11 protein-coding genes are annotated in these 21,635 nt (G+C 38.7%); 6 read left to right on the top strand and 5 right to left on the bottom strand.

What is annotated here, in order from left to right; translation table 11 throughout:
- Positions 1–52: 52 nt before the first annotated feature.
- From C3V42_RS07825 to rplY, 3 genes are all read right to left on the bottom strand, one after another.
- A complete protein-coding gene (locus C3V42_RS07825) occupies positions 53–5,017 on the bottom strand; it encodes an ESPR-type extended signal peptide-containing protein (protein ID WP_106014189.1) in 4,965 nt (1,654 codons plus the stop codon).
- A gap of 295 nt (positions 5,018–5,312) precedes the next feature.
- Positions 5,313–11,891, bottom strand: coding sequence for an ESPR-type extended signal peptide-containing protein (locus C3V42_RS07820; RefSeq protein WP_106014188.1), 6,579 nt, complete (start codon positions 11,889–11,891; stop codon positions 5,313–5,315).
- A gap of 297 nt (positions 11,892–12,188) precedes the next feature.
- Positions 12,189–12,476: a 50S ribosomal protein L25 gene (gene rplY, locus C3V42_RS07815; protein ID WP_005633680.1), complete on the bottom strand. Its 288-nt coding sequence runs from the start codon at positions 12,474–12,476 to the stop codon at positions 12,189–12,191.
- 225 nt (positions 12,477–12,701) lie between these two features.
- On the opposite strand from rplY, the gene C3V42_RS07810 reads away from it, so the two are divergent.
- On the top strand, positions 12,702–13,298 hold the full coding sequence (locus C3V42_RS07810) for a DedA family protein (RefSeq protein ID WP_106014187.1): 597 nt from the start codon (positions 12,702–12,704) through the stop codon (positions 13,296–13,298).
- A 70-nt stretch (positions 13,299–13,368) separates the two neighbouring features.
- On the opposite strand, the gene ribE is transcribed toward C3V42_RS07810, so the two are convergent.
- The gene (gene ribE / locus C3V42_RS07805) at positions 13,369–13,983 is read right to left on the bottom strand and encodes a riboflavin synthase (protein ID WP_032803632.1); all 615 of its coding nucleotides are present in this window, start codon (positions 13,981–13,983) and stop codon (positions 13,369–13,371) included.
- Between the two features lie 42 nt (positions 13,984–14,025).
- On the opposite strand from ribE, the gene hmrM reads away from it, so the two are divergent.
- The 5 genes from hmrM to C3V42_RS07780 all read left to right on the top strand — a co-directional run bounded on the left by hmrM (position 14,026) and on the right by C3V42_RS07780 (position 20,085).
- Complete coding sequence (hmrM, locus tag C3V42_RS07800) at positions 14,026–15,420, top strand: sodium-coupled multidrug efflux MATE transporter HmrM (protein WP_065265124.1); 1,395 nt, start codon at positions 14,026–14,028, stop codon at positions 15,418–15,420.
- A gap of 8 nt (positions 15,421–15,428) precedes the next feature.
- A complete protein-coding gene (gene sfsA, locus C3V42_RS07795) occupies positions 15,429–16,145 on the top strand; it encodes a DNA/RNA nuclease SfsA (RefSeq protein ID WP_106014186.1) in 717 nt (238 codons plus the stop codon).
- A 224-nt stretch (positions 16,146–16,369) separates the two neighbouring features.
- Positions 16,370–17,557, top strand: a complete 1,188-nt coding sequence (gene tyrS, locus C3V42_RS07790; protein ID WP_106014185.1) for a tyrosine--tRNA ligase — start codon at positions 16,370–16,372, stop codon at positions 17,555–17,557.
- A 69-nt stretch (positions 17,558–17,626) separates the two neighbouring features.
- Positions 17,627–18,553: an aminoimidazole riboside kinase gene (locus tag C3V42_RS07785; protein WP_106014184.1), complete on the top strand. Its 927-nt coding sequence runs from the start codon at positions 17,627–17,629 to the stop codon at positions 18,551–18,553.
- Positions 18,554–18,630: 77 nt separating this feature from the next.
- Positions 18,631–20,085, top strand: coding sequence for a glycoside hydrolase family 32 protein (locus C3V42_RS07780; RefSeq protein ID WP_106014183.1), 1,455 nt, complete (start codon positions 18,631–18,633; stop codon positions 20,083–20,085).
- 107 nt (positions 20,086–20,192) lie between these two features.
- On the opposite strand, the gene hemA is transcribed toward C3V42_RS07780, so the two are convergent.
- Positions 20,193–21,509 (bottom strand): glutamyl-tRNA reductase, encoded by a 1,317-nt coding sequence (gene hemA, locus C3V42_RS07775; protein ID WP_106014182.1) that lies wholly within the window; start codon positions 21,507–21,509, stop codon positions 20,193–20,195.
- Positions 21,510–21,635 lie beyond the last annotated feature (126 nt).

Below are 21,635 nucleotides of genomic sequence, written 5' to 3'. Positions count from 1 at the left end.
CAAAAAACCGCCCCAACAAAGGAGCGGTTTTATTTATAAGAGTGCGGTGAAATTACCAGAAGTATCCGACTGCTGCACCACCGGTCACTTCACCTTGAGTGTTAGCACCCATTGAGAAGCGAACACCGTATTTACCGTTATCAGAAATACGAGAGTAACCCACTGCTACCGCAGATTGATTTTTATGTTGACCAATACCTGCAGTCGCGACAGATTGACCCGGTTTATGCGGTTGTAACAAGTTTGCCATCGCTGCAGAAGTCGCCATGCCCGCATTCATACGGTTGCCTAATTTATTAATTTGGCCTTGCAACTTATTACCCATCGCATATAACTGGCTACCATTTACCGCATCTTTTGAAGTTGCTGAAATTTCACCAGGTGCTACGCCTGTAATCTTAGTTGGTGCGCCTGTCGCTGTACCAACATTGATATTTCCACCATTGTTAGTAATCTTAGGACCATTATTACCAAACTGAACACTGTCAAAGGTTACATTAGAAGCAGTTGCGTAAGTCACTTTACCGTTAGACTCTTGTTTCACGGTCATATTTTTACCTGCAACCATTTCAACTTTTTTGCCTGGATTGATCACTTCTGGCGTACCTGAAATTTTCTCTCCACCATTTGCTGAAGTGGTTAATGTAAAGCCTGACTTGTTAATTGCATTTGCGACATCTTCTGCAGTCGCCACTTTATTTTTAACATTTTCAATATTATTTTTAGCATCATCAAAAGCTTGTTTAGCAGCCTTACGTACCGCATCTGGTGCATTAGGTGGTAAGCTATTTAATGCATCTTCTGCATCCTTTAATGCATTCTGCATTTCTTGCGTAACAGGACCTTGAACGCTACCATCAGCATTATTGGTGATGCTGCCCGTATCAATGTCAAACTTCACGTTACTTGTTGTACCGTTTGACGTTTCTACCACAACTTTAGTACCTTTGCCATCTACAAAGTTTACCGTGTCATAAGGTTTTACAAAATCACGAGCCTCACCATTATTTTGTAAGTTCCAGCCTGCGTTCAACACATCTGATACCGTTGCAGCATTATTACCTGATGTTGAATTAGCAATATTAGCCGCCTCTTCCGCTGTAATTGGTGCTGCCTTATTATCTTTTCCAACTAAAGGCTTCCCATTCTTATCAGCTGCAGTTTTGTTTGCATCATCTACCGTTGGTAAATTATTTTTGATATTACCAAGCGTGGTTGTATTTCCTTTTTCATCTGGTTTCGCAGCGGGGTTGATTAGATTTGTAATAATATCCGCAGGATCTAAAGGATCTGCAGACGAACCATCTGCATTTTTAGTAATAGGATCACCATTTTCATCTACTGGATAGAATTTATCACCCACTTTTATTGCAGGTTTACCATCTGCTGTCGTGTATTGTACAGGCATGCCTGATACATCTACTTTAACAAAAGTAGTTGCCTTTTTAGTTCCATCTTCATTTTTTGAATCCACAGTCACCATTTTGACAACAGTATTATTACCATCAACAAATTTAACATCATCATCTGGATTCACTTTATCATGAACCTTCGATGCTTTACTAAATTTAGCAGGGATACCAGATGAGTCGGTCACATCATCCGCCGTTGCTTTACCTATATTCCAGCCTGATTTTTGAATAGCCGTTGCAACTGCATTACCCGTTACAACCGCATCCCCTGGATTGCTCACTTTTTGTCCTGCATCCGTATCCACAATAATTGGTTTAGAGGTATCAGGTTTTCCATTTTCATCAAGTTCAAATAAATCACCAGCTTCATTACGATATGCTTTTTTCACTGGCTTACCATCTTTATCTACAATATCAACTACATTAGTAATTTCACCTTTTGCAATAGAAACTGTGATTTGACGTGTACCATCAGGACGTGTTTCACCCGTTACTGAAATGCCATTTTTACCTTGGAAATCAACTTTATTCGTATTTCTCACTTGATCTGTATAGCCATTTTCATTTGCACTCACAACCCAGCCTAAATTTTGTAAATCTCCCACAGTTGCTGCATTATTTGGTTTAGAATTCGCAAAATCTACTAGCCCTGCCGTTGGGTTATTCGCAGTAATCGGGCTTGCTACAGGCGTCGCATCTTCCATTGGTTTACCATTTGGACCTACTTTATTAGCCGGATACCATTTACCATCATTTGCTAATTTCAATGGATTACCTGATGCATCTTTTGGTGCATCAAAGGTTTTAGCACCTGCTGCTACATTACCTAACTGAGTAGGAGTAGTTGTTTGTGCATTTGGCGAAGCATTAGTATTTGAAACGTTTGGATTCACTAAGTTTGTACTTAATGGTGCATCCGCACTTGGAGTAACCTCAATATTTGTTGGATTACCATCCTTATCAGCTTTAAAGTATTTATCCCCTACTTTAACAACAGGTGTACCATCTTTGTCTGTAAAAGCAATAGGTAATCCTGTTACATTAACTTGAATGTTAGACGTTAAATGATCATCTGTTTTAACAGACACTTTGGTATTTGCACCATGTACAAAATTTACATTGTCATATGGCTTAACGAAATCAACATTCTTTCCGTTTTCTTTTAAATTCCAACCTGCATTTAACACATCATTCACTGTCGCGGCCTGGTTTAGTTGATCGCCAGCTGCCGCAGCGGGTTTTGTACCTGCTGTCTCATTTGGTGTAGTCGGCACTAAATGATGGCTTAGACCAGACAGCGTTGTACCTTCCAATTTAGCACCACCATTGGTTGTCACGCTATTAATAGTAATATCTGGAGATAATTTATATTCAATGTGTTGATCTTTGCCTTCTCCTTTAAGCTCCACTTCCATATTTGGGCCAGCTCTAAAGAAACTACTTGAACCATCAGCATTAGTACGTTGAACAATATTCTTCACAGAAAACGTAAAATCACGACCATTTTGTTCAATTTTTACTCCTTCACCTGCAATCAACCGCACTTTATCCCCTGCTTTTACAGCTTCTGTTGATTTGCCACTGACCTTACCTTTAGCATTTTTATCTGCTTCGATTTTCCAATACATATTATTTAATGTATCAGCTAAATCAGTTGCCGTTACTAAGCCATTTGTGGTTGGTACTTTTGCCTTACCTGCATCAGCGTGATTTTTATCTTCCTCAACTTCAACTTTTTTAGTTTTTGGCGTGATAGTAATGGTGTTATTCGTCGCATCTGTGGTTAATACATCGGTATTGCTACTTACCACTTTCAATGTTTGGCTATCAAGCAATACATCAGCTTTTGAAGTCGCTGTATTACGCATATCACCCGATTTTGCAGATTCTGTTTCGCCGTTAGTATTACCTGCAATTTTTAAGTTTACAGAACGAAGCTGTGCCACATTTACTGCATCATCATCCGCAGTACCAGCTGCCACGTGATTAATTTGGCGAGTATTCGTTGCACTACCAACAGAAACTCCCGCTAAAGTAGAGGTCAACGAATTACCACTTAATGGTGCGTAAGCGTTAGCACGAATATCTGAAGTACCTTGAGCGGTTGGATTAAATCCAGTCACCCCTTTTGCTACGGTTGTTTCAGAGCTCGAACCTAATGCCACACCATGCTCAATATTCGCTTTTGCTTGGTTACCTAATGCCATAGCAAATTGAGCACTTGCATTTGCGGAATTACCTTGAGCAATTGTAAAGTTTGCAGTTGCCTCTGCTTTACGACCTTGAGCAATGGCATATGAGCCCGTAGCTTTTGTTTCAGTACCTTGCGCAATCGCATCTTCTCCAGTTGAATTAGCTTGTGTCCCCTGCGCAATCGAACGTTTACCTGTTGCCGTAGCACGATCACCTTGCGCTAATGCACTTTGATTTGTGGCTTTTGCTTGGTTACCGATTGCAATAGCATTTGTAGTATCGACATTTTCTGCAGATAAACGCTGAAGATCAGCATCAATACGTCTAATCGCTAAATCCAAACGCTCTACAGCTGCTTTTGCAGCAGATAATTGGAATTTATTTTCCGCAGTAGGATTAGCCTCTGCTGCAGCTGTTTTATCCAGTAAGCGTTCGTCAGCCTTCACTTTTTCTGCTTCAAGGAATATTTTTTTCTTATTTAAAGCATCTATGTCTGCTTGAGTATGACCACCTGCAATAGCTGCATGACCAATTGCAATACTGTTATCTTTAATCGCCGCTGAATTGGTACCCATTGCAATAGAATCGTTACCTTTAGAGGTTGTTGCTTGAGTACCAATCGCGACACTACTTGTTGATCGCGCACCAGCCTCAGCACCAATAGAAACTAAATTTCCACCAGTTGCTTCATTTGTTTTATACACTTTGCCGCCACCGCCGCTACCAGCAACTTCGCGATCATATATTAATGATGCAGCTCCAGATAATTGACCAATTGCTACAGAACCAGTTTGATCAGCAAAAGAAATAGCACCCATAGCAACGCCACCATTTGCAGAGCCACTCACTCGTGAAAATGCACCGATAGCAATACCGCTATATTTAACAGCCTCCCATCCCCTATCAGACCCAATATCAGAACTGGTCCCTACACCAATAGACACTGAAGGGCCAGAAACTTGTGCAGCATAACCAACAGCAGTACCAAAAGAATCTTGGCCACCACCGCCACTTCTAACTCGGTTTCCGATTAACGTATCACCAGCATTACCAGATGAATTACCGTTCATATCATTACCAATAGCGACAAACTCATCACCAATTGATGACGGAACACGCCCATTACCAATATAAATAACGTTTTTAGGTGTAGCTTCGCCTGTAGTTCGGGCATTAATACTATCTTGATTATTCGTTAAAATTGCAAGATTACCATTTGTTTTGCTTACTGCGGTAATAGTTGAAGATGCAGCTATGGCATCCATTGAAAGCGCAGTCCCTGCAATTAACGAAAGTGCGGCTAATTTTGAAATTGTTTTTGATTTTGTTTTGCCCTTTGCTGAAGCCAGTTCAGAAACGGCTACCCAAGATTGTGTTGCGTGATTCCAGATTACACGGAAAATTTGATTCATAGATGTCTTTCCTATTATAGAGTTAAAGGATTATAAAAAATTAGAGCGACTTACTATTCATAAACCGCTCTACATCTGAAAAATACGCCGCGCATACTAACAGCGAAAAATGAATAAGTCCAGTAATTTACTCAAGTTTTACAAACATTTACATTTGTAAACGTTTGCATTTAATACTTTCATTCTTATACTTAATCTTGGTGCACACATATAAATACGATAACTTAAGATGAAATCAATATAAGAAAATAAGCCTCCGTATTTACGGAGGCTTAAAGTTACTTATAGACAATAATTACCAGAAATAAGATACTCCGGCACCTGTGCTTACTTGGCCCTGTGTATCTGCACCCATAGATAATTTTATACCATATTTACCATTATCAGAAATACGGGAATAACCTACTGCTAATGCCGCCTCTCCACGGTGCTGCCCCACTGCCGCCATCGCAGCTGATTGTCCTGGTTTATGAGGTTGCATTAAGTTAGCGGCTGCCATCGCACCAGCTACACCTGCATTCATACGTTTTCCTAATTTATTAACCTGACCTTGTAAGTTATTAATACGATTACCTACACCTTTCGCCACGCTATACAATTGGCTACCGTTGATTGCATCAGTAGAAGTTGATGAAATTTCACCCGCTGCTACATTTTGGATACGACGTTCATCTCCTGCAGCACCAACTGAAACAACACCATTTGCTTTTGCACCTTGGAAACCACCATAAGTCATATTACCTACCGTTGCGGTGGTTACCGTACCTACAGAGCCCGCAGTAGTACTTGTGCCTTTCGTGCCATCTTGTTTAATGTTATATAAACTTGCTGTACGGCTTCCATCTCCAGCTGTTGCTGTTGATTTATTACCTAAATATACAGAGTTTTCAACGGTGCCTTCTCTCGAAGTCGAGTTGCCTGCATTATTAACATCATTACCTAATACAAATGTATTTTTTGTCGTAATCACGTTATTGTTACCAAATGCATAGCTTCCCGTTGCATCAGCTTTAATTACGTTAGGGTCACCAAAGGCACCTGAGTTATTAGCCTCAACAATATTGCCTGTACCGATTGCAATAGAGTCATTACCTAATACTTTAGAGCCATTCCCCATTGCAACAGCGTTATCACCATGGGCAACAGCGCTTTTACCAATTGCTGTCGCAAATTTACCACTTGCACTTGAGTCAAAGCTATTTGCAGTTTCCACTTTAGGACGATTTACACCATCATTAGAGTGGAAGAACTTGATACCTTGTTCATTCATATTATGGACTGCTTCAACAACAGAGTTAGTGATAATTTCTTTCTGACCTTGTACATTATAGGTTTTTAAGATTGGTGTACCATTCTCATCAACAACAATATCTTTATAAGTCGTTTTTGAACCATCAGGGTTTGTTACCGTGATGTTTTCCACATTTGGTACATTACCACGACTTAATGCATAAATTTGAGCACCATTTACCGCATCTGTACTTGTTGGAGAAATATCACCTGCTTTAACCCCAGTAATTTTTGTTGGCTTGCCGTCTTTATCACCAATATTGATGTTGTCACCCTCAGCATTAATCTTCGGACCATTATCACCAAATTTAACGCTACTAAAGTTTACTTCATCCGCTGTTGCATAAGTGACTTTACCTTCAGGGTCTTGTTTCACAGTCATATTTTTGCCTGCTGCAAGATCAACTTTCTTACCTGGATTGATAATTTCATCTTTACCAGAAAGTTTCTTACCACCATTTTCTGAAGTTGTTAAAGTAAAGCCTGAATTATTGATCGCATACGCAATATTCTGAACTGTTGCAATTGGGTTGCCAACATTATCAATATTAGCCTGTGCAGCATCAACCTTATCTTGTGCAACTTTCTTCGCTTCAGGCGTGGTTGCATCCGCTAATACTTTTTTAGCATCATCTAAGGCTTTCTGCATTTCAGGCGTAACTGGGCCTGAAACAGAACCATCTTTATTACTTGTAACAGTGCCTGTATCAACATCAAACTTCACCTTACTTGTTGTGCCGTTTAGCGTAGTTTCAACGACAGCTTTAGTGCCTTTACCATCTACAAAGTTTACGGTGTCATAAGGTTTTACAAAATCCTTCGCCTCACCATTATTTTGTAAATTCCAACCTGCATTCAATACATCTGATACCGTTGCTGCATTATTACCTGCATTGTTTACAATATCTGCTGCATCATCTGCCGTCATTGGTGCTGATTTATTATCTTTACCTGTAATAGGATTACCAGCAACATCTTTAGCGTTCTTATCTGCATCATTGACAGACGGAAGATTAGATTTCACATTACCCAATGTCGTTGGTGTACCACTTTCATTCGGTTTTGCTGCAGGATTAACGATCTTAGTAGTTAAGTCCTTAGGATCTACTTTCGTTGCTGTTGGATTACCATCCTTATCAACCGTAAAGTATTCGTCACCGACTTTAGTCACTGGCGTGCCATTCTTATCAGTATATTGAACTGGTAAGCCTGTCACATCGACTTTTACCGTCGTTGTGGTTACTTTATTGCCGTCTTTATCAACAGACTCTTTCGTCGCCAACTTAACTTTCGTGTTGTTGCCGTCTGCAAAACGAAGTTCATCATCAGGATTCACTTTTTCATCTTCATCTTTGAAGTCTGCAGCAGATAATTTTTCTGCTTGCTTACCAACAACAAAACCAGATTTTTGAATAGCCGTTGCTACTTTATTACCTGTTACATAGCCTACACCATTATTAGGTTTAGACGGATCTTCATTTGGTTTAACTACTTCACCATCTTTAATACCAATAGTAATTTCACGAACACCGTTTTTAGTTTCACCAGTTACAGAAATTCCAGCCCCAGCCTTGAAATCTACTTTGTTAGCATTTTTCACAGTATCAACATATTTGTTTTCTGGTGTGCCAACAACCCAACCCATGTTACGTAAATCACCTACTGTAGCAGCAGTATTATCAGATACATTTGGAGTGTCTAAATTAACCAAATCTTTAGCATCTGGTTTCGCGTCTCCATATGGTTTCAAGCCAGATGTTACATTCGTAATATTAGCAGGCTCATTCTTATCACCTTTACCTAATTTTAAGCCATCTGCTGTTGGAGCTAAGTTAACTTTATTTCCAGCCCCATCATTTAAATCAAGAGTTTTAAACTCTGGGTTATCTACTGTTTTGAAAGTAAATTTATTTGGCGTGCTGTGATCAATTTCAATGTTTTTACCAGCATCAAACGTAACTTTACCGCTAGGTTTGATGTTATCGTCTTGACCGATTACTTTGCCATCTTTTTCCGCAGATGCTGTCCAGTAAGAGTTATTAATAGCATCTGCTACATTACCTGCAGTGGCTACTTTATCTTTATCTGCATCTGCTACTTTTGGCGCACCATTTTCATTAGTAATATTACCTGCATCTATAGCGATATTACCTTGTTCATCTTTTTTAAGACCTGTACCAAGTTTTACATCGAATTTCACAGTGGATACTTTATTATCTGTAGTAGTTACTACCGCTGTCGTACCTTCACCATCGATAAAGTTTACAGTGTCATATGGTTTTACAAGATCTTTTGCTGTGCCATTGTTTTGTAAGTTCCAACCTGCATTTAATACATCCCCTACAGTAGCTGCATTATTTGTAATGTTTGGCAAATCTGCTGCAGACGGACCTTCAGAAGCTGTAGTTGGTGCATTTGTATCTTTTTTAGCACCTGGCAAGTTGCCCGCTACATTAGTAATGTTTTGACCACCGTTATTTAAACCGTCTTTTGTCAAAGATACATCGTTAGGTTTCTTACCATCTTTCTCTGGTTGTGAAATAGTGATCCCATTCGGAGTAATATTCGTGGTATTGCCAGCATCATCTTTTACTTCAACATCACTCAAGCCTTTTAACGACTTCGCTAATTTAACCGTTAAAGTATCGGTTTTATCCCCAATCACACCAATGTTGTTATCGGATAATTTAGATTCATCCTTTTCACCGCCAACAACTTTAACCTCAGTACCCAAAGTGCGGTCAAATTTTCCAGCTTCTTTATTATCACCAGAAAATGACAATGGTTTCGCCGCCACTTCTTGTACTGCTGTATCTAATTGTGATTTATTCACCGCATCTGTACTATCTGTCCCTGGGGCAATATTGGTGATTTTTTTACCACCTAAATCTACACCAGCATCTTTAAAGGTCATTGTCGTACCATTACCTCCAATGCTCGTGATGTTACTTAACACAGGATTTAAAGAATAAGTAAAATCCTTACCAACTTGTTTTAACTTGATGTTTTCGCCTGCTTTAAATGTGACTTTATCGCCAGCTTTAACTTTTTCTTCTGTCTTATTACCCTCTAATACTCCACCATCATTCTCAGAAGTTGCAGTCCAGAATGCACTATTAATAGCTGTCGCCACATCATTTGCTGTCGCAAAACTATCCCCTGCATTACCGGCTGATACCGTACCTTTATCAGCATCTGCAGTAAGGGTTGTCTTTTTCACATCAAATTTAACCGCACTTACTGCACCATTTTCAGTGACTGTTACATTCGCAGTGGTACCGGTACCATCAACAAATTTCACTGTGTCATAAGCTTTAACAAAATCTTTGTCTGTATTATTTTCTTTTAAATTCCAACCGGCATTTAAAATATCATTTACAGACGCAGCTTTAGTTCCATCCACACCGGTTGGAGCTGTTTGATTTTTTGTTGGTGCTGCCGCATCATTTTTCGTTACTGGCAAGGTGTTAGCTAAACCTGTAATGCTGTTAATGCCTGTTAAATTAGACTCTAATCCATAAGTGAATACTTTACCTTTACGTTGTAAACGTAGGTTCTTACCTGCATCTAACGTTAACACGCCGTCTGCACCAATAGTTGCAGCGGTCTTATCGTCATCAACCGTATCTTCAGTCAAGGTGATTCCAGAATTATTAGCCTTCGCTTGCCAAGTTACCTGATCTTTGATTTGTTTTTTACCAGCATCGGTAATATTGCTTAAATTCTTATCCGCTGCATTATCAATTTTATCTTTAGTGGCATTATCCAATTTAACGGTTACATCTTTACCACTCGCGGTTGTCGTTAAGCCGTTTTCACCTTTGATATTAAACTTCATCCCTCCTGCATTGGTTAATGCCTGGGTATCTGTACTTCCTGAATCACTTCCTAAAGAGATGTTATTGTCGCCGATTTTACTATCAACTGAATCTACTTTAGCTTTTGTTGCATCATCCAATTTTAATGTAACAGTATCACCTGACGCAGATGCTGTTAATCCGTTGTCACCTTTGACCTTAAACTCAATGCCTCCCGATTTATTTAAATCTTGTTCAGAGGTTGAAGTTGAATCATTTGTCGCGGATAGTTTGATTTTGTTATTTTCAATTTTATTCGCAATTGAATCTACAGCTGCTTTCGTGGCATCATCTAATTTAACTGTTACATCCGTACCGCTGGCTGTTGTAGTCAAGCCATTTGTACCTTTCACATTAAACTGTAAACCACCAGTTTTATCTAACTGCTGAGCATCAGTGTTCCCGGAATCACCACCGAGTTTAATATTATTATTTGCGACTTTATCTAACTGTGATTTATTAACCGCATCAGTTGAATTTGTTCCCGCTGCTAAATTTGTGATTGGTTTATTGCTCATATCAATGCCGTCTGCATTGGTTACAATACCGCCAACATTAGTGCTATTTAAACCCTTTAAATCTTTAGCTAATTTAACCCACAATTTGCCATTTTCATTGTTCACACCAATATTCTTTTCGGTTAAAGCATCTTTATCTGCACCACCACGAATATCTAAACGATTGTTAGCTATGCTTTGTTTGATGACCTTAGTATCATCCACATTTGGTTGGACTGCATTATCACCCGCATAATTTAAGAACGCGCCCGTCGTTAAATTACTCAAAACACCATAAAGTTGTGAACCATTAATTGCATCAGTAGATGCATTGCTCACCTCACCTGCCGCAACGTTTTTTATTTGACGCTCAAAGCCAGCAGAACCTACAGATACAACATCCCCGATAGAAGTCTTATCGCCACCAGCCCAATTATAAGTTATCCCTTGAACTGTTGTTTGAGTTTGCTTAGTACCTTGTTTATCTGTTTTAGAGCCCGCACCTAAAGCAATAGCATTATCAAGTGTAGCAAGAGCCCCGGAACCTAAAGCCACAGAATTCACTTTCTGAGCTCGGGCTAACGTACCCATACTTACAGCAAGCTCTTTTGCTTCTGCTTTCATACCAATTGCTGTTGCAGCATTATAGGCTTTAGTCGGAGTCCATCTTGGATTCAAAATATCTACACCAGTTAAATCCTGAAATGCCTGCTTAATTGTATCGGTCTTAGAAGCTCCATTCTGAGGATTAGTATATGTAACAGTAGCTTTAACTGCATCATCAACATCATCACCACCAATTGCAATCGAAGAATCACCTTCAGCTATCGTATTACCACCAATTGCAATAGATTGGCTTCCTTTAGCCACAGCTCCCTCTCCTGAATTATTTCCCCCACCAATTGCAATACTTTGGCCACCTTTTTCAGCCCTTGCATTTTTCCCAATAGCGACACCAAAGCCTGAACCAGAAACGGTTGAAACACCTATCGCAATAGCAGTATTTCCACTAGCAGTTGCCCCATTAGAAACAACCTTCCCATCAGAGGTAACATCACTTATAGCAAGCGCAGCCTCAGCCCCATTAAGGCTTAATAAAAGTGCAGTTCCCCCCAAGAGAGTCTTAATAGTATTACTTGAACTTGCTTTCTTATGTGCTTTAGTTAATTCAGAAACAGCAATCCAAGATTGTGTTGCGCGATTCCAGATTACACGGAAAATTTGATTCATGAATATCTTTCCTATTAAATATTAAAAAATTAAGTTAAAAGGTTATAAAAATTAAGAGCGACTTATTTATCATAAACCGCCCTATTACCTGAAAAATACGCCGCGCATGGTAACAGCGAAAAAATATAAGTCAAGCAATTCAGCCCCCAATTTACATATATTTACATTCATTTACATATGTAAACGTTTGCATGCTATATCCTAATATATTGTGAAAAATAGTTATTTATAAAAACAAAAAAGCTCGTCAAATTTGACGAGCTTTTTTTAACTTACGTAAAACCGTATTAATACAAATTACGCGCGTTTGAAGTCAATGTGAACCAATTTTGGTTTGAATGGGTGACGTTGCATTGCTTGTACTTTAACTGCAACCTCTTTACCACCGATCACTAAAGTAATCACTTCAGAATAGAAAGATTCATGTGCTTGCGCGTTGTTTAATTCATCATGGTTTAAGATGATTGAAACTGGCTCTTCGCTGCCACCATAAACGATTGCAGGAATTTGACCATTATGACGCAGGCGGCGGCTCGCACCCTTACCTTGCGCTGTACGAACTTCAGCGTTAAATTTAAATGCCATTTTAATGTTCTCTTTAAATTAATGTTAAAAGAAAGAAAATTGCAGGCGACCCAGCAATTTTCCAAATATTGTTCTCAAAGGCAAGCATTGAGCCATGCTTTGAGAGGGAGAATTATAGAATATCCCTCTTTTCAAAGCAAACTTTTTCTAGGCTTTTTACCCTGAAAAGATTAGAATGCTTAGCAGTTTTTTACGATATTCATTAAAAAATAAAGTAGGAAGATTATGGAATTTCTGATTGGATTTTTTACTGATTACGGCTATTGGGCTGTTCTTTTTGTTTTAATTATTTGCGGATTTGGTGTACCGATTCCTGAAGATATCACCTTGGTTTCTGGTGGTGTTATTGCGGGACTTTATCCTGAAAGTGTTAATTCACATTTAATGTTACTCGTCAGTATGCTTGGCGTGCTTGCGGGTGACTCCACCATGTATTGGCTTGGTCGTATTTATGGCACAAAAATTTTACGTTTTCGCCCAATGCGTAAAATCGTGACATTACAACGTTTAAGAATGGTGCGTGAAAAATTCAGCCAATATGGCAACCGTGTGTTATTTGTCGCACGTTTTTTACCCGGCTTGCGTGCTCCAATTTATATGGTTTCTGGCATTACTCGCCGAGTAAGTTACACACGTTTTGTCTTGATTGATTTCTGTGCTGCCATTATTTCTGTGCCAATTTGGGTTTATTTAGGCGAATTTGGCGCAAAAAATTTAGACTGGTTACATGCTCAAATTGAAAAAGGTCAAATGGTGATTTATGTGCTTATTGCTTTACTTGCCCTATTCCTTTTCTGGAAATGGAAAAAATCGAAAAAATAAGCGAAGTAATCAACCAAAAGAGCGGTTAAAAAATTCTGTATTTTTTAACCGCTCTTTTTATTTCAATGGACTATAAATTTCTCGCTTTTAAATAATTTTCCACTGTATCCACAATGGCTTGCGTTTGTGGATCTATTTCAATATTCACAATATCGCCCACTTTACGTTGCCCCATTAAGGTTCGTTGCAAAGTTTCGGGGATTAAATTCACACAAAATTGCGTGCCTTTTACTTCGCCAATAGTCAGGCTAATGCCATCTACCGCAACAAATCCTTTCGTTAAAATGTATTTCATTACATCTGCGCTTGGCAGCTCAAACCAAATTTGTCGGTTATTTTCACTGGCGATAATGTTTGAAATTTTTGCTGTACAATAGACGTGACCAGATAATAAATGCCCGCCAATTTCTGTTCCCATTTGCATTGCTCGTTCGATATTGACATTATCGCCTACTTTCAACAAGCCAAGATTCGTAATTCTTAAGGTTTCTTGCATGAGATCAAAGCTAACGAGATCACCATTGACTTCAGTCACGGTTAAACATACACCGTTATTTGCCACCGATGCGCCAATTTCTAGGTCTTTACGCATTTCAGGTGGTAATTTTACCACTTGTGTTCTAAAATTAGCCTTTTCTGTAATTGAATGAATAGGCGCAGTGCCTTGTACAATTCCGGTAAACATATTTTCTCCTTTTCTAAAAATTTTTCTTAGTATATCAAATTTATGAATTTTCGTCTTTTATCCCAATATCACGCTGATATTAAAAAATTAATTAAAATCTCTTTACCCATTTTATTAGCGCAAATCGCACAAAACTCTATGGGATTAGCGGATACTATTATGGCTGGTCGCGTGAGTTCCACTGATATGGCAGCAATTTCTGTTGGAGCATCGATTTGGATGCCATTGGTGCTTTTCGGTCAAGGCTTATTATTAGCGCTGCCTCCGACTATTTCTTACCTAAACGGTTCAGACCAACGCCATCGCATTGCCCATCAAGTTCGCCAAGGCATTTGGCTTGTGTTAGGCGTGAGTATTCCTTTAGGTTTGCTGATTTATTTCTGTGAGATTCCGCTGCAATACATGCAAATGGAAAGCAAAATGTCAGATTTAGCACGCGATTATTTACATGCGATGTTGTGGGGATTACCTGCTTATTTGATGCTAATTAATTTTCGTTGTTTAAATGATGGGATTGCTAAAACTAAGCCTGCGATGGTCATTACCTTTTTAGGTTTACTGCTAAATATTCCGCTTAATTACATTTTTATTTATGGAAAATTTGGCATGCCTGCTTTTGGTGCGGTGGGCTGTGGTATTGCAACAGCCATTGTGAACTGGGCAATGTGCTTTATGATGATGTTTTATTCCTACACGAATGCTCAAGAACGTTCGCTAAAAGTATTTAGCCAATTAATTGAAATGCCGAATCCCAAAACGCTTAAAAAACTACTGCGTTTAGGCTTGCCCATTGCTATTGCACTTTGTTGCGAAGTGGCGTTATTTGCACTTACGTCCTTAATGCTTTCTCCGCTAGGCTCAACCGTTGTGGCGAGCCATCAAATTACATTGAATACCAGCTCTTTCATTTTTATGTTCCCTATGTCAATTGGTATGGCAACAACGATTTTAGTCGGACAGGCATTGGGCACTGGCTCACCACAAAAAGCGAAAAAAATGAGTTATGCTGCATTATTATTAGGGCTAACGGTGACAATCATTACTGCATTAATTACGATTTTCTTCCGTTATGAAATTGCCTCTATTTTCGTCACCGATGAAATTGTCATTGCCATGGCGGCAAATTTATTATTATTTGCCGCACTTTATCAATTTTCAGATACCATCCAAATGGTGGTTGGCGGCATTTTACGGGGCTATAAAGATACTAAAGTCATTTTATACATTACCCTTTTCTCTTATTGGGTAATTGGTGTGCCACTTGGTTATACGCTCGGTCGTACAGATTGGCTTGTGCCTCACATTGATGCGAAAGGTTTCTGGATTGCCTTTGTGGTCTCACTCACTTTCGCAGCAATCTTACTTTCTTTGAGAATGAAAAAAATGCAAGCCATGACCGATAACGCCATTTTACAACGTTTAGAAAAACTCAAATAAGGAACTTTATGCAACTTCCAGCTTTACAATCAGCGACATTAATTCGTCGTTATAAACGCTTTCTTGCGGATATTGAACTACCGACTGGTGATGTTATGACAATTCATTGCGCCAATACAGGCGCGATGACGGGGTGCGGTGAAAAAGGCGACACAATTTGGTATTCACATTCCGATAGCCAAACCCGCAAATATCCTCATTCTTGGGAACTCACTCAACTTGCGAATGGACAACTTTGTTGTATCAATACGCATCGTTCTAATCAGCTTGTCTTTGAAGCACTGCAAAATAAGCAAATCAAAGAATTGGCAATGTACGACGAAATTTATCCTGAAGTGAAATATGGTGAAGAAAATAGCCGAATTGATTTCCTACTGAAAGGTGAAGGCTTACCCGATTGTTATGTGGAAGTGAAATCCATCACCCTAGTGAAAGGAAATTTAGGTATGTTCCCCGATGCAGTGACTACACGTGGGCAAAAACATGTCCGTGAATTACTGGCAATGAAAAAACAAGGTCATCGTGCAGTAGTGCTATTTGCTGGGTTACATAATGGTTTTGATCGTTTCAAGATCGCAGAATATATCGATCCCGAATATGATCGCTTATTAAAAGAAGCAATGGAACAAGGCATTGAAGCCTATGCTTATGCGGGTAAATTTGAGGTTTCTAATGGAATTCCTACCTCACTTTCCTTAACAGAATCGGTGCCTTATATAAAATAATATTTTTGAGAATTATTTTCATTTTCTTGTTGACAATATTATTGATAACAATTATCATCTAGTCATTCCAACAATAACAGAGCGTTTTCTTAATTTGAAGCGTTCAACAGATAATCACTCCAACATTCCCGCCTATTTCCCCACAAATAGGCGTTTTTTTTATTCACAAATCGCCAAGAATCCCTATAATAAAACCTTTCAAAAAACATAATTAGGAAATAATAATGACTGACATTAATACCGTTCTCGCGGAACTAAAGCGCGGTACTGATGAAATCCTTTCAGAAGCGGATTTAATCGAAAAACTGAAAGAAAATCGCCCATTAAAAGTAAAATTAGGCGCCGATCCAACCGCACCAGATATTCATTTAGGGCATACCGTTGTATTAAACAAATTACGTCAATTTCAACAACTCGGTCATGAAGTCTATTTCTTAATTGGTGATTTCACTGGAATGGTGGGCGATCCATCAGGTAAAAATGCCACGCGTCCTCCACTCAGCCGTGAAGATGTATTGCGCAATGCGGAAACCTATAAAGAGCAAATTTATAAAATTCTCGATCCACAAAAAACCAAAATCGTCTTCAACTCTGAATGGTTAAGCAAACTTGGTACAGAAGGTATGATTCGTCTTGCAAGTAATTACACCGTTGCGCGTATGCTTGAACGTGATGACTTCAAAAAACGCTTTGGCAACAATCAACCTATTGCCATCCATGAATTTATTTATCCATTACTACAAGGCTATGATTCTGTTGCATTAGATGCAGATATAGAGCTAGGCGGTACAGACCAAAAATTCAACTTACTTGTTGGTCGCGAATTACAAAAATCAGCAGGTAAAAAACCACAGGTTGCGATTACACTTCCATTGCTCGTTGGCTTAGATGGCGAGAAAAAAATGTCCAAATCACTTGGCAACTATATCGGTGTAACAGAAGCACCAAACGATATGTTCGGTAAAGTGATGTCTATTTCAGATGAACTCATGTGGGATTGGTATAACCTTCTTTCATTCCGTCCATTAAGTGAAATTGCACAATTAAAATCAGAAGTAGAAAACGGCAAAAATCCTCGTGATGTAAAAATCTTACTAGCAAAAGAATTAATTGCACGTTTCCACAATGAAGAGGCAGCAAACTCTGCAGAACAGGAATTCATTAATCGCTTCCAAAAAGGCGCAATGCCTGATGAAATGCCTGAATTTACGTTCTCTGGCGAAATGGGTTTAGCCACCTTATTAAAAGAAGCGGGACTTGTGCCTTCCACTTCAGAAGCGATTCGCTCTGCTCAACAAGGAGGTGTAAAAATCAATGGTGAAAAAGTCGATAACGTAAAAGACAATGCTCCGAAAGGTACAAATGTTTACCAAGTGGGTAAACGAAAATTTGCTCGTATAACGGTAGAATAAAAACATAACATAACCGCGCTTTAAAGTGCGGTTATTTTTAATCAATTTTGTCGTATAAAGGAACGTAAAATGAATCAAAAAATTTGGGTAACAGGTGATGCTGTAGTCGATTTAATTCCAGACGGTAAAAATCACTATTTACGTTGTGCGGGTGGCGCACCTGCAAATGTGGCAGTGGGGGTTGCGCGTTTAGGTGGACAAAGTGCATTTATCGGAAGAGTGGGGAATGATCCTCTCGGTCAATTTATGCAAGAAACCCTTAATTCGGAAAACGTAGATACAACCCATATGATTCTCGATCCTCAACATCGTACATCAACGGTAGTGGTGGGATTAGATAATGGTGAACGTAGCTTCACTTTTATGGTTAATCCAAGTGCGGATCAGTTTTTACAAACCAATGATCTCCCTCATTTTAAATCTGGAGAATGGTTACACTGTTGTTCTATTGCTCTCATTAATAACCCATCACGTGAAGCAACTTTTGAAGCAATTCGCCGTATTAAAGTTGCAGGAGGATTTTTTTCCTTTGATCCCAATTTACGCGAATCACTATGGGCAAGCTTAGATGAAATGAAAAGCGTTGTGATGGATGCGGTAGCCCTCGCTGATGTATTGAAATTCTCCGAAGAAGAATTAACGCTTTTAACCAATACTGACAGCCTTGAAAAAGCATTTGAAAAAATCACCGCACTTTATCCTGAGAAATTGATTATTGTCACCTTAGGTAAAGATGGGGCATTGTATCACCTTGCAGGGGAAAAGGATGTCGTTGCAGGTAAGGCATTAAAACCAATTGATACTACCGGTGCAGGTGATGCTTTCGTGGGTGGTTTATTAGCAGGACTTTCTCAACATGAAAATTGGCGTGATAGTGATGTGCTCGTTCGTATTATTCGTCAGGCAAATGCTTGTGGCGCATTGACAACCACAGCCAAAGGAGCGATGTCCGCCCTGCCAAATAAAAATCAATTAACTGAATTTTTAGAAAATTAGTTGCTGAATGTGTGAATAAAAGGTTCACACACTTTTTTCACTGAATTCGCACATTTCAATTTAGGCACAACACCATAATGATCATTTTTAACAACGGTAAATACAAAAGTATTCTTGCAGCAGAACCAGATGAGCTCAACGCTATACGTCAAACGGTGGAAAGCGATAAAGATTTCTATCCGACCTATCACATTGCCCCACCAACAGGATTATTAAATGATCCGAATGGTTTAGTGTTTGATGGTGAAAAATATCATCTTTTTTATCAATGGTTTCCCTTTGATGCATTACATGGGATGAAGCACTGGAAACATTTTATTACAAATGACTTTCAAGTCTTCCAACATGCAGATGATTTAATCCCATGTGAGCCATTTGAATCTCATGGTTGTTATTCTGGAGGGGCATTAAAAGTCGATAATAAATTAGCAATATTCTATACGGGAAATACTCGCCGTTTGACTGATAATCAACGAATCCCCTACCAAAACCTTGCTATTTTTGATTGTAACGGCATGCTTATCAGTAAACGTCCGCTGATTGAAAAAGCGCCTAATGGTTATACAGAACATGTACGGGATCCTAAACCTTACTTGACTCCTGAAGGTAAAATTCGTTTTATCTGTGGTGCGCAACGGCAAAATCTCACAGGCACCGCTCTCCTGTTTGAAATGGATAATTTAGATGATACGCCTCGTTTACTGGGTGAACTTGACGTCCCTAAATTTAATAACCATCAGGTTTTTATGTGGGAATGCCCTGATTTGACGAAATTAGGCAATAAAGATATTTTTATTTGGTCACCGCAAGGAAAAGCGCGTGAAACGAATCAGTTCCAAAATAACTATCATGCTACTTATGCTATCGGTCAATTAAACCAGTATACTTTTGATGCAGAATATATTGCAGAACTTGATCAAGGCTTTGATTTCTATGCACCGCAAACCTTTTCAGGTTTAGAAAATAAAGAGAATACTATTCTACTAGGCTGGATAGGCTTACCTGATTTAACCTATCCAACAAATCAATTCAAATGGCATTCAGCCCTTACCATGCCACGCAAAATTCAGTTAAAAAACAATCAGCTATTCCAGCGCCCGATTAAAAAAATCTATGAAAATATGACCGCACTTTCATTTCTCACATTAAAAGGAAAAATGGAAGTTGAACATTTAGATCGGGCTTATTTGAAATTTGATGCGCAAAATCGCCCCTTTACATTAGATTTCTTTTCCAATAAAGCTAAGGAAAAGCTAAGCTTATCTTATGAAAATGGCCTAATTTGCTTGGATCGTCATCAATCCACACAAACTGAGTTAATGATAAAATTTGGATCGCAACGTTACTGCAAAGTACACGAACTTCATACTATCGAAATTTTCTTTGATCGTTCTATTGTAGAAATTTTCTTAAATAATGGTGAAAAAACCATGACATCAAGATTTTTTATCGCAGATAGGGAAAACGTTATTGTGACAAACCGATCTTTAAATATTGAGATTGGCTTTCCTAAACATATTCAATATGTGTAGCTGAAATGAAGTGTTACTTGGAGGAAATCTACGTTCTTTTACATTATTAAAAAGAACGTAGGTAAGTTATCGCTGAGTGATATTGCTTTCTTCTTTGAATATTTGCCTTATTTTTCATTCAACGGATGATCCAAATGTAAGGCGTTAGAAAATGCATGTAATCCTTCGGCATTACTACTTTTCATCATTGCTTGCATTGTCTGTGTTGGTACGTGAATCAATTTATTCATAAGTTTATAACTCAGCTCTTGCAAAATATCTTCGGCGAGCTCGCCATTTTGTAAACTTAATTGCGCTTTTTCAAGTAGCTCTTGGCGAATTCGCTCCGCATCTTGTCGATAATATTTAATTAAATTAGAGAATTGATGAACCTTTAACCACTCAAAGAAATCATGACATTCTTGAGAAATAATTTCTTGTGCTTGTTCAGAAGCTAGTTCTCGCTGATTCAAATTACGTTGAATGATATCTTGCAAATCATCTACGGTATAATGATATACACTATCAAGTTCTGCTACCGTTTCATCAATATCTCTAGGAACCGCAATATCTACCAATAATACTGGCGCATAATGACGCACTTTTTGAGATTGTTTCACCATGTCTTGAGTGATCAACACATTTGGACTACCTGTAGAGCTAATCACAATATCAGCCTGATGCAATGCATATTGCAATTCATCTAAACCAAATACATCTATCTGCGTCTCAGTTGCTAATTTCTCAACTAATTGCACGGCTCTTTCTCGAGTACGATTTGCAATCATTAATTTTTTCACACCATGACGCAATAAATGACGGCTGACGAGTTCAATCGTCTCCCCTGCACCAACCAGTAAAATATTTAGGTTTCGGAGTGATTCAAAAATCTGACGAGCAAGACTACAAGCAGCATAAGCCACTGATACCGCACTTTCGCCAATATTGGTTTCAGTTCGGACCCGTTTTGCCGTAGAAAATGTTTTTTGAAATAAACGAGAAAGCTCTGTTGATAGAGGTAAATTAGCAGCTTGATAATAATCTTCTGTAATTTGAAATGCTTGTTTTACCTGTCCTAAAATTTGTGGCTCACCTAAAATGAGTGAATCTAATCCACAAGCCACACGCATTAAGTGATTTGCCGCTTGCTGATTTTGATAGGTATAAATACTCGGATTCAGCTCTGCTAAAGAAAGTTGATGGATATCAGCAAACCATTGCGCTGCATTATGCAACCATTTTTCACATTCTTGTGGCGAAATTTGTCGATGATGAAAATACACTTCCGTGCGATTACACGTAGAAAGAATCACAGCACCTTCAGCAAGGTTTTGACGATAAATTTGTTGCAAGGCAAGCTCGCGTTTCTCATTTGAAAACGCGACTTTTTCACGCACTGAAACAGATGCGGTTTTGTGATTAATGCCGAGAACAAGAAGTGTCATAAAATAATTAAAAAATAATCTGTAGAAAGCAAAATTTCAAAAACATAGATATGATACTTTAAGCACCACACCTTATTTCCATCCAGCCTACATATTAATGATAAAAATACGGTGTATTATTCTAAT

This window comes from Haemophilus sp. oral taxon 036, from assembly GCF_002998595.1.
Lineage (GTDB): Bacteria > Pseudomonadota > Gammaproteobacteria > Enterobacterales > Pasteurellaceae > Haemophilus > Haemophilus haemolyticus_K.
Note: the sequence above shows the minus strand (reverse complement) of the source record. Positions and strands in the feature narration are given on the sequence as shown.

What these genes read in the sequence shown, in the direction of transcription:
- C3V42_RS07820 (WP_106014188.1), bottom strand. Translation starts at nt 11,891, where the DNA reads ATGAATCAAATTTTCCGTGTAATCTGGAATCGCGCAACACAATCTTGG.
- hmrM (WP_065265124.1), top strand. Translation starts at nt 14,026, where the DNA reads ATGAATTTTCGTCTTTTATCCCAATATCACGCTGATATTAAAAAATTA.
- rplY (WP_005633680.1), bottom strand. Translation starts at nt 12,476, where the DNA reads ATGGCATTTAAATTTAACGCTGAAGTTCGTACAGCGCAAGGTAAGGGT.
- C3V42_RS07785 (WP_106014184.1), top strand. Translation starts at nt 17,627, where the DNA reads ATGAATCAAAAAATTTGGGTAACAGGTGATGCTGTAGTCGATTTAATT.
- C3V42_RS07810 (WP_106014187.1), top strand. Translation starts at nt 12,702, where the DNA reads ATGGAATTTCTGATTGGATTTTTTACTGATTACGGCTATTGGGCTGTT.
- C3V42_RS07825 (WP_106014189.1), bottom strand. Translation starts at nt 5,017, where the DNA reads ATGAATCAAATTTTCCGTGTAATCTGGAATCACGCAACACAATCTTGG.
- C3V42_RS07780 (WP_106014183.1), top strand. Translation starts at nt 18,631, where the DNA reads ATGATCATTTTTAACAACGGTAAATACAAAAGTATTCTTGCAGCAGAA.
- ribE (WP_032803632.1), bottom strand. Translation starts at nt 13,983, where the DNA reads ATGTTTACCGGAATTGTACAAGGCACTGCGCCTATTCATTCAATTACA.
- hemA (WP_106014182.1), bottom strand. Translation starts at nt 21,509, where the DNA reads ATGACACTTCTTGTTCTCGGCATTAATCACAAAACCGCATCTGTTTCA.
- sfsA (WP_106014186.1), top strand. Translation starts at nt 15,429, where the DNA reads ATGCAACTTCCAGCTTTACAATCAGCGACATTAATTCGTCGTTATAAA.
- tyrS (WP_106014185.1), top strand. Translation starts at nt 16,370, where the DNA reads ATGACTGACATTAATACCGTTCTCGCGGAACTAAAGCGCGGTACTGAT.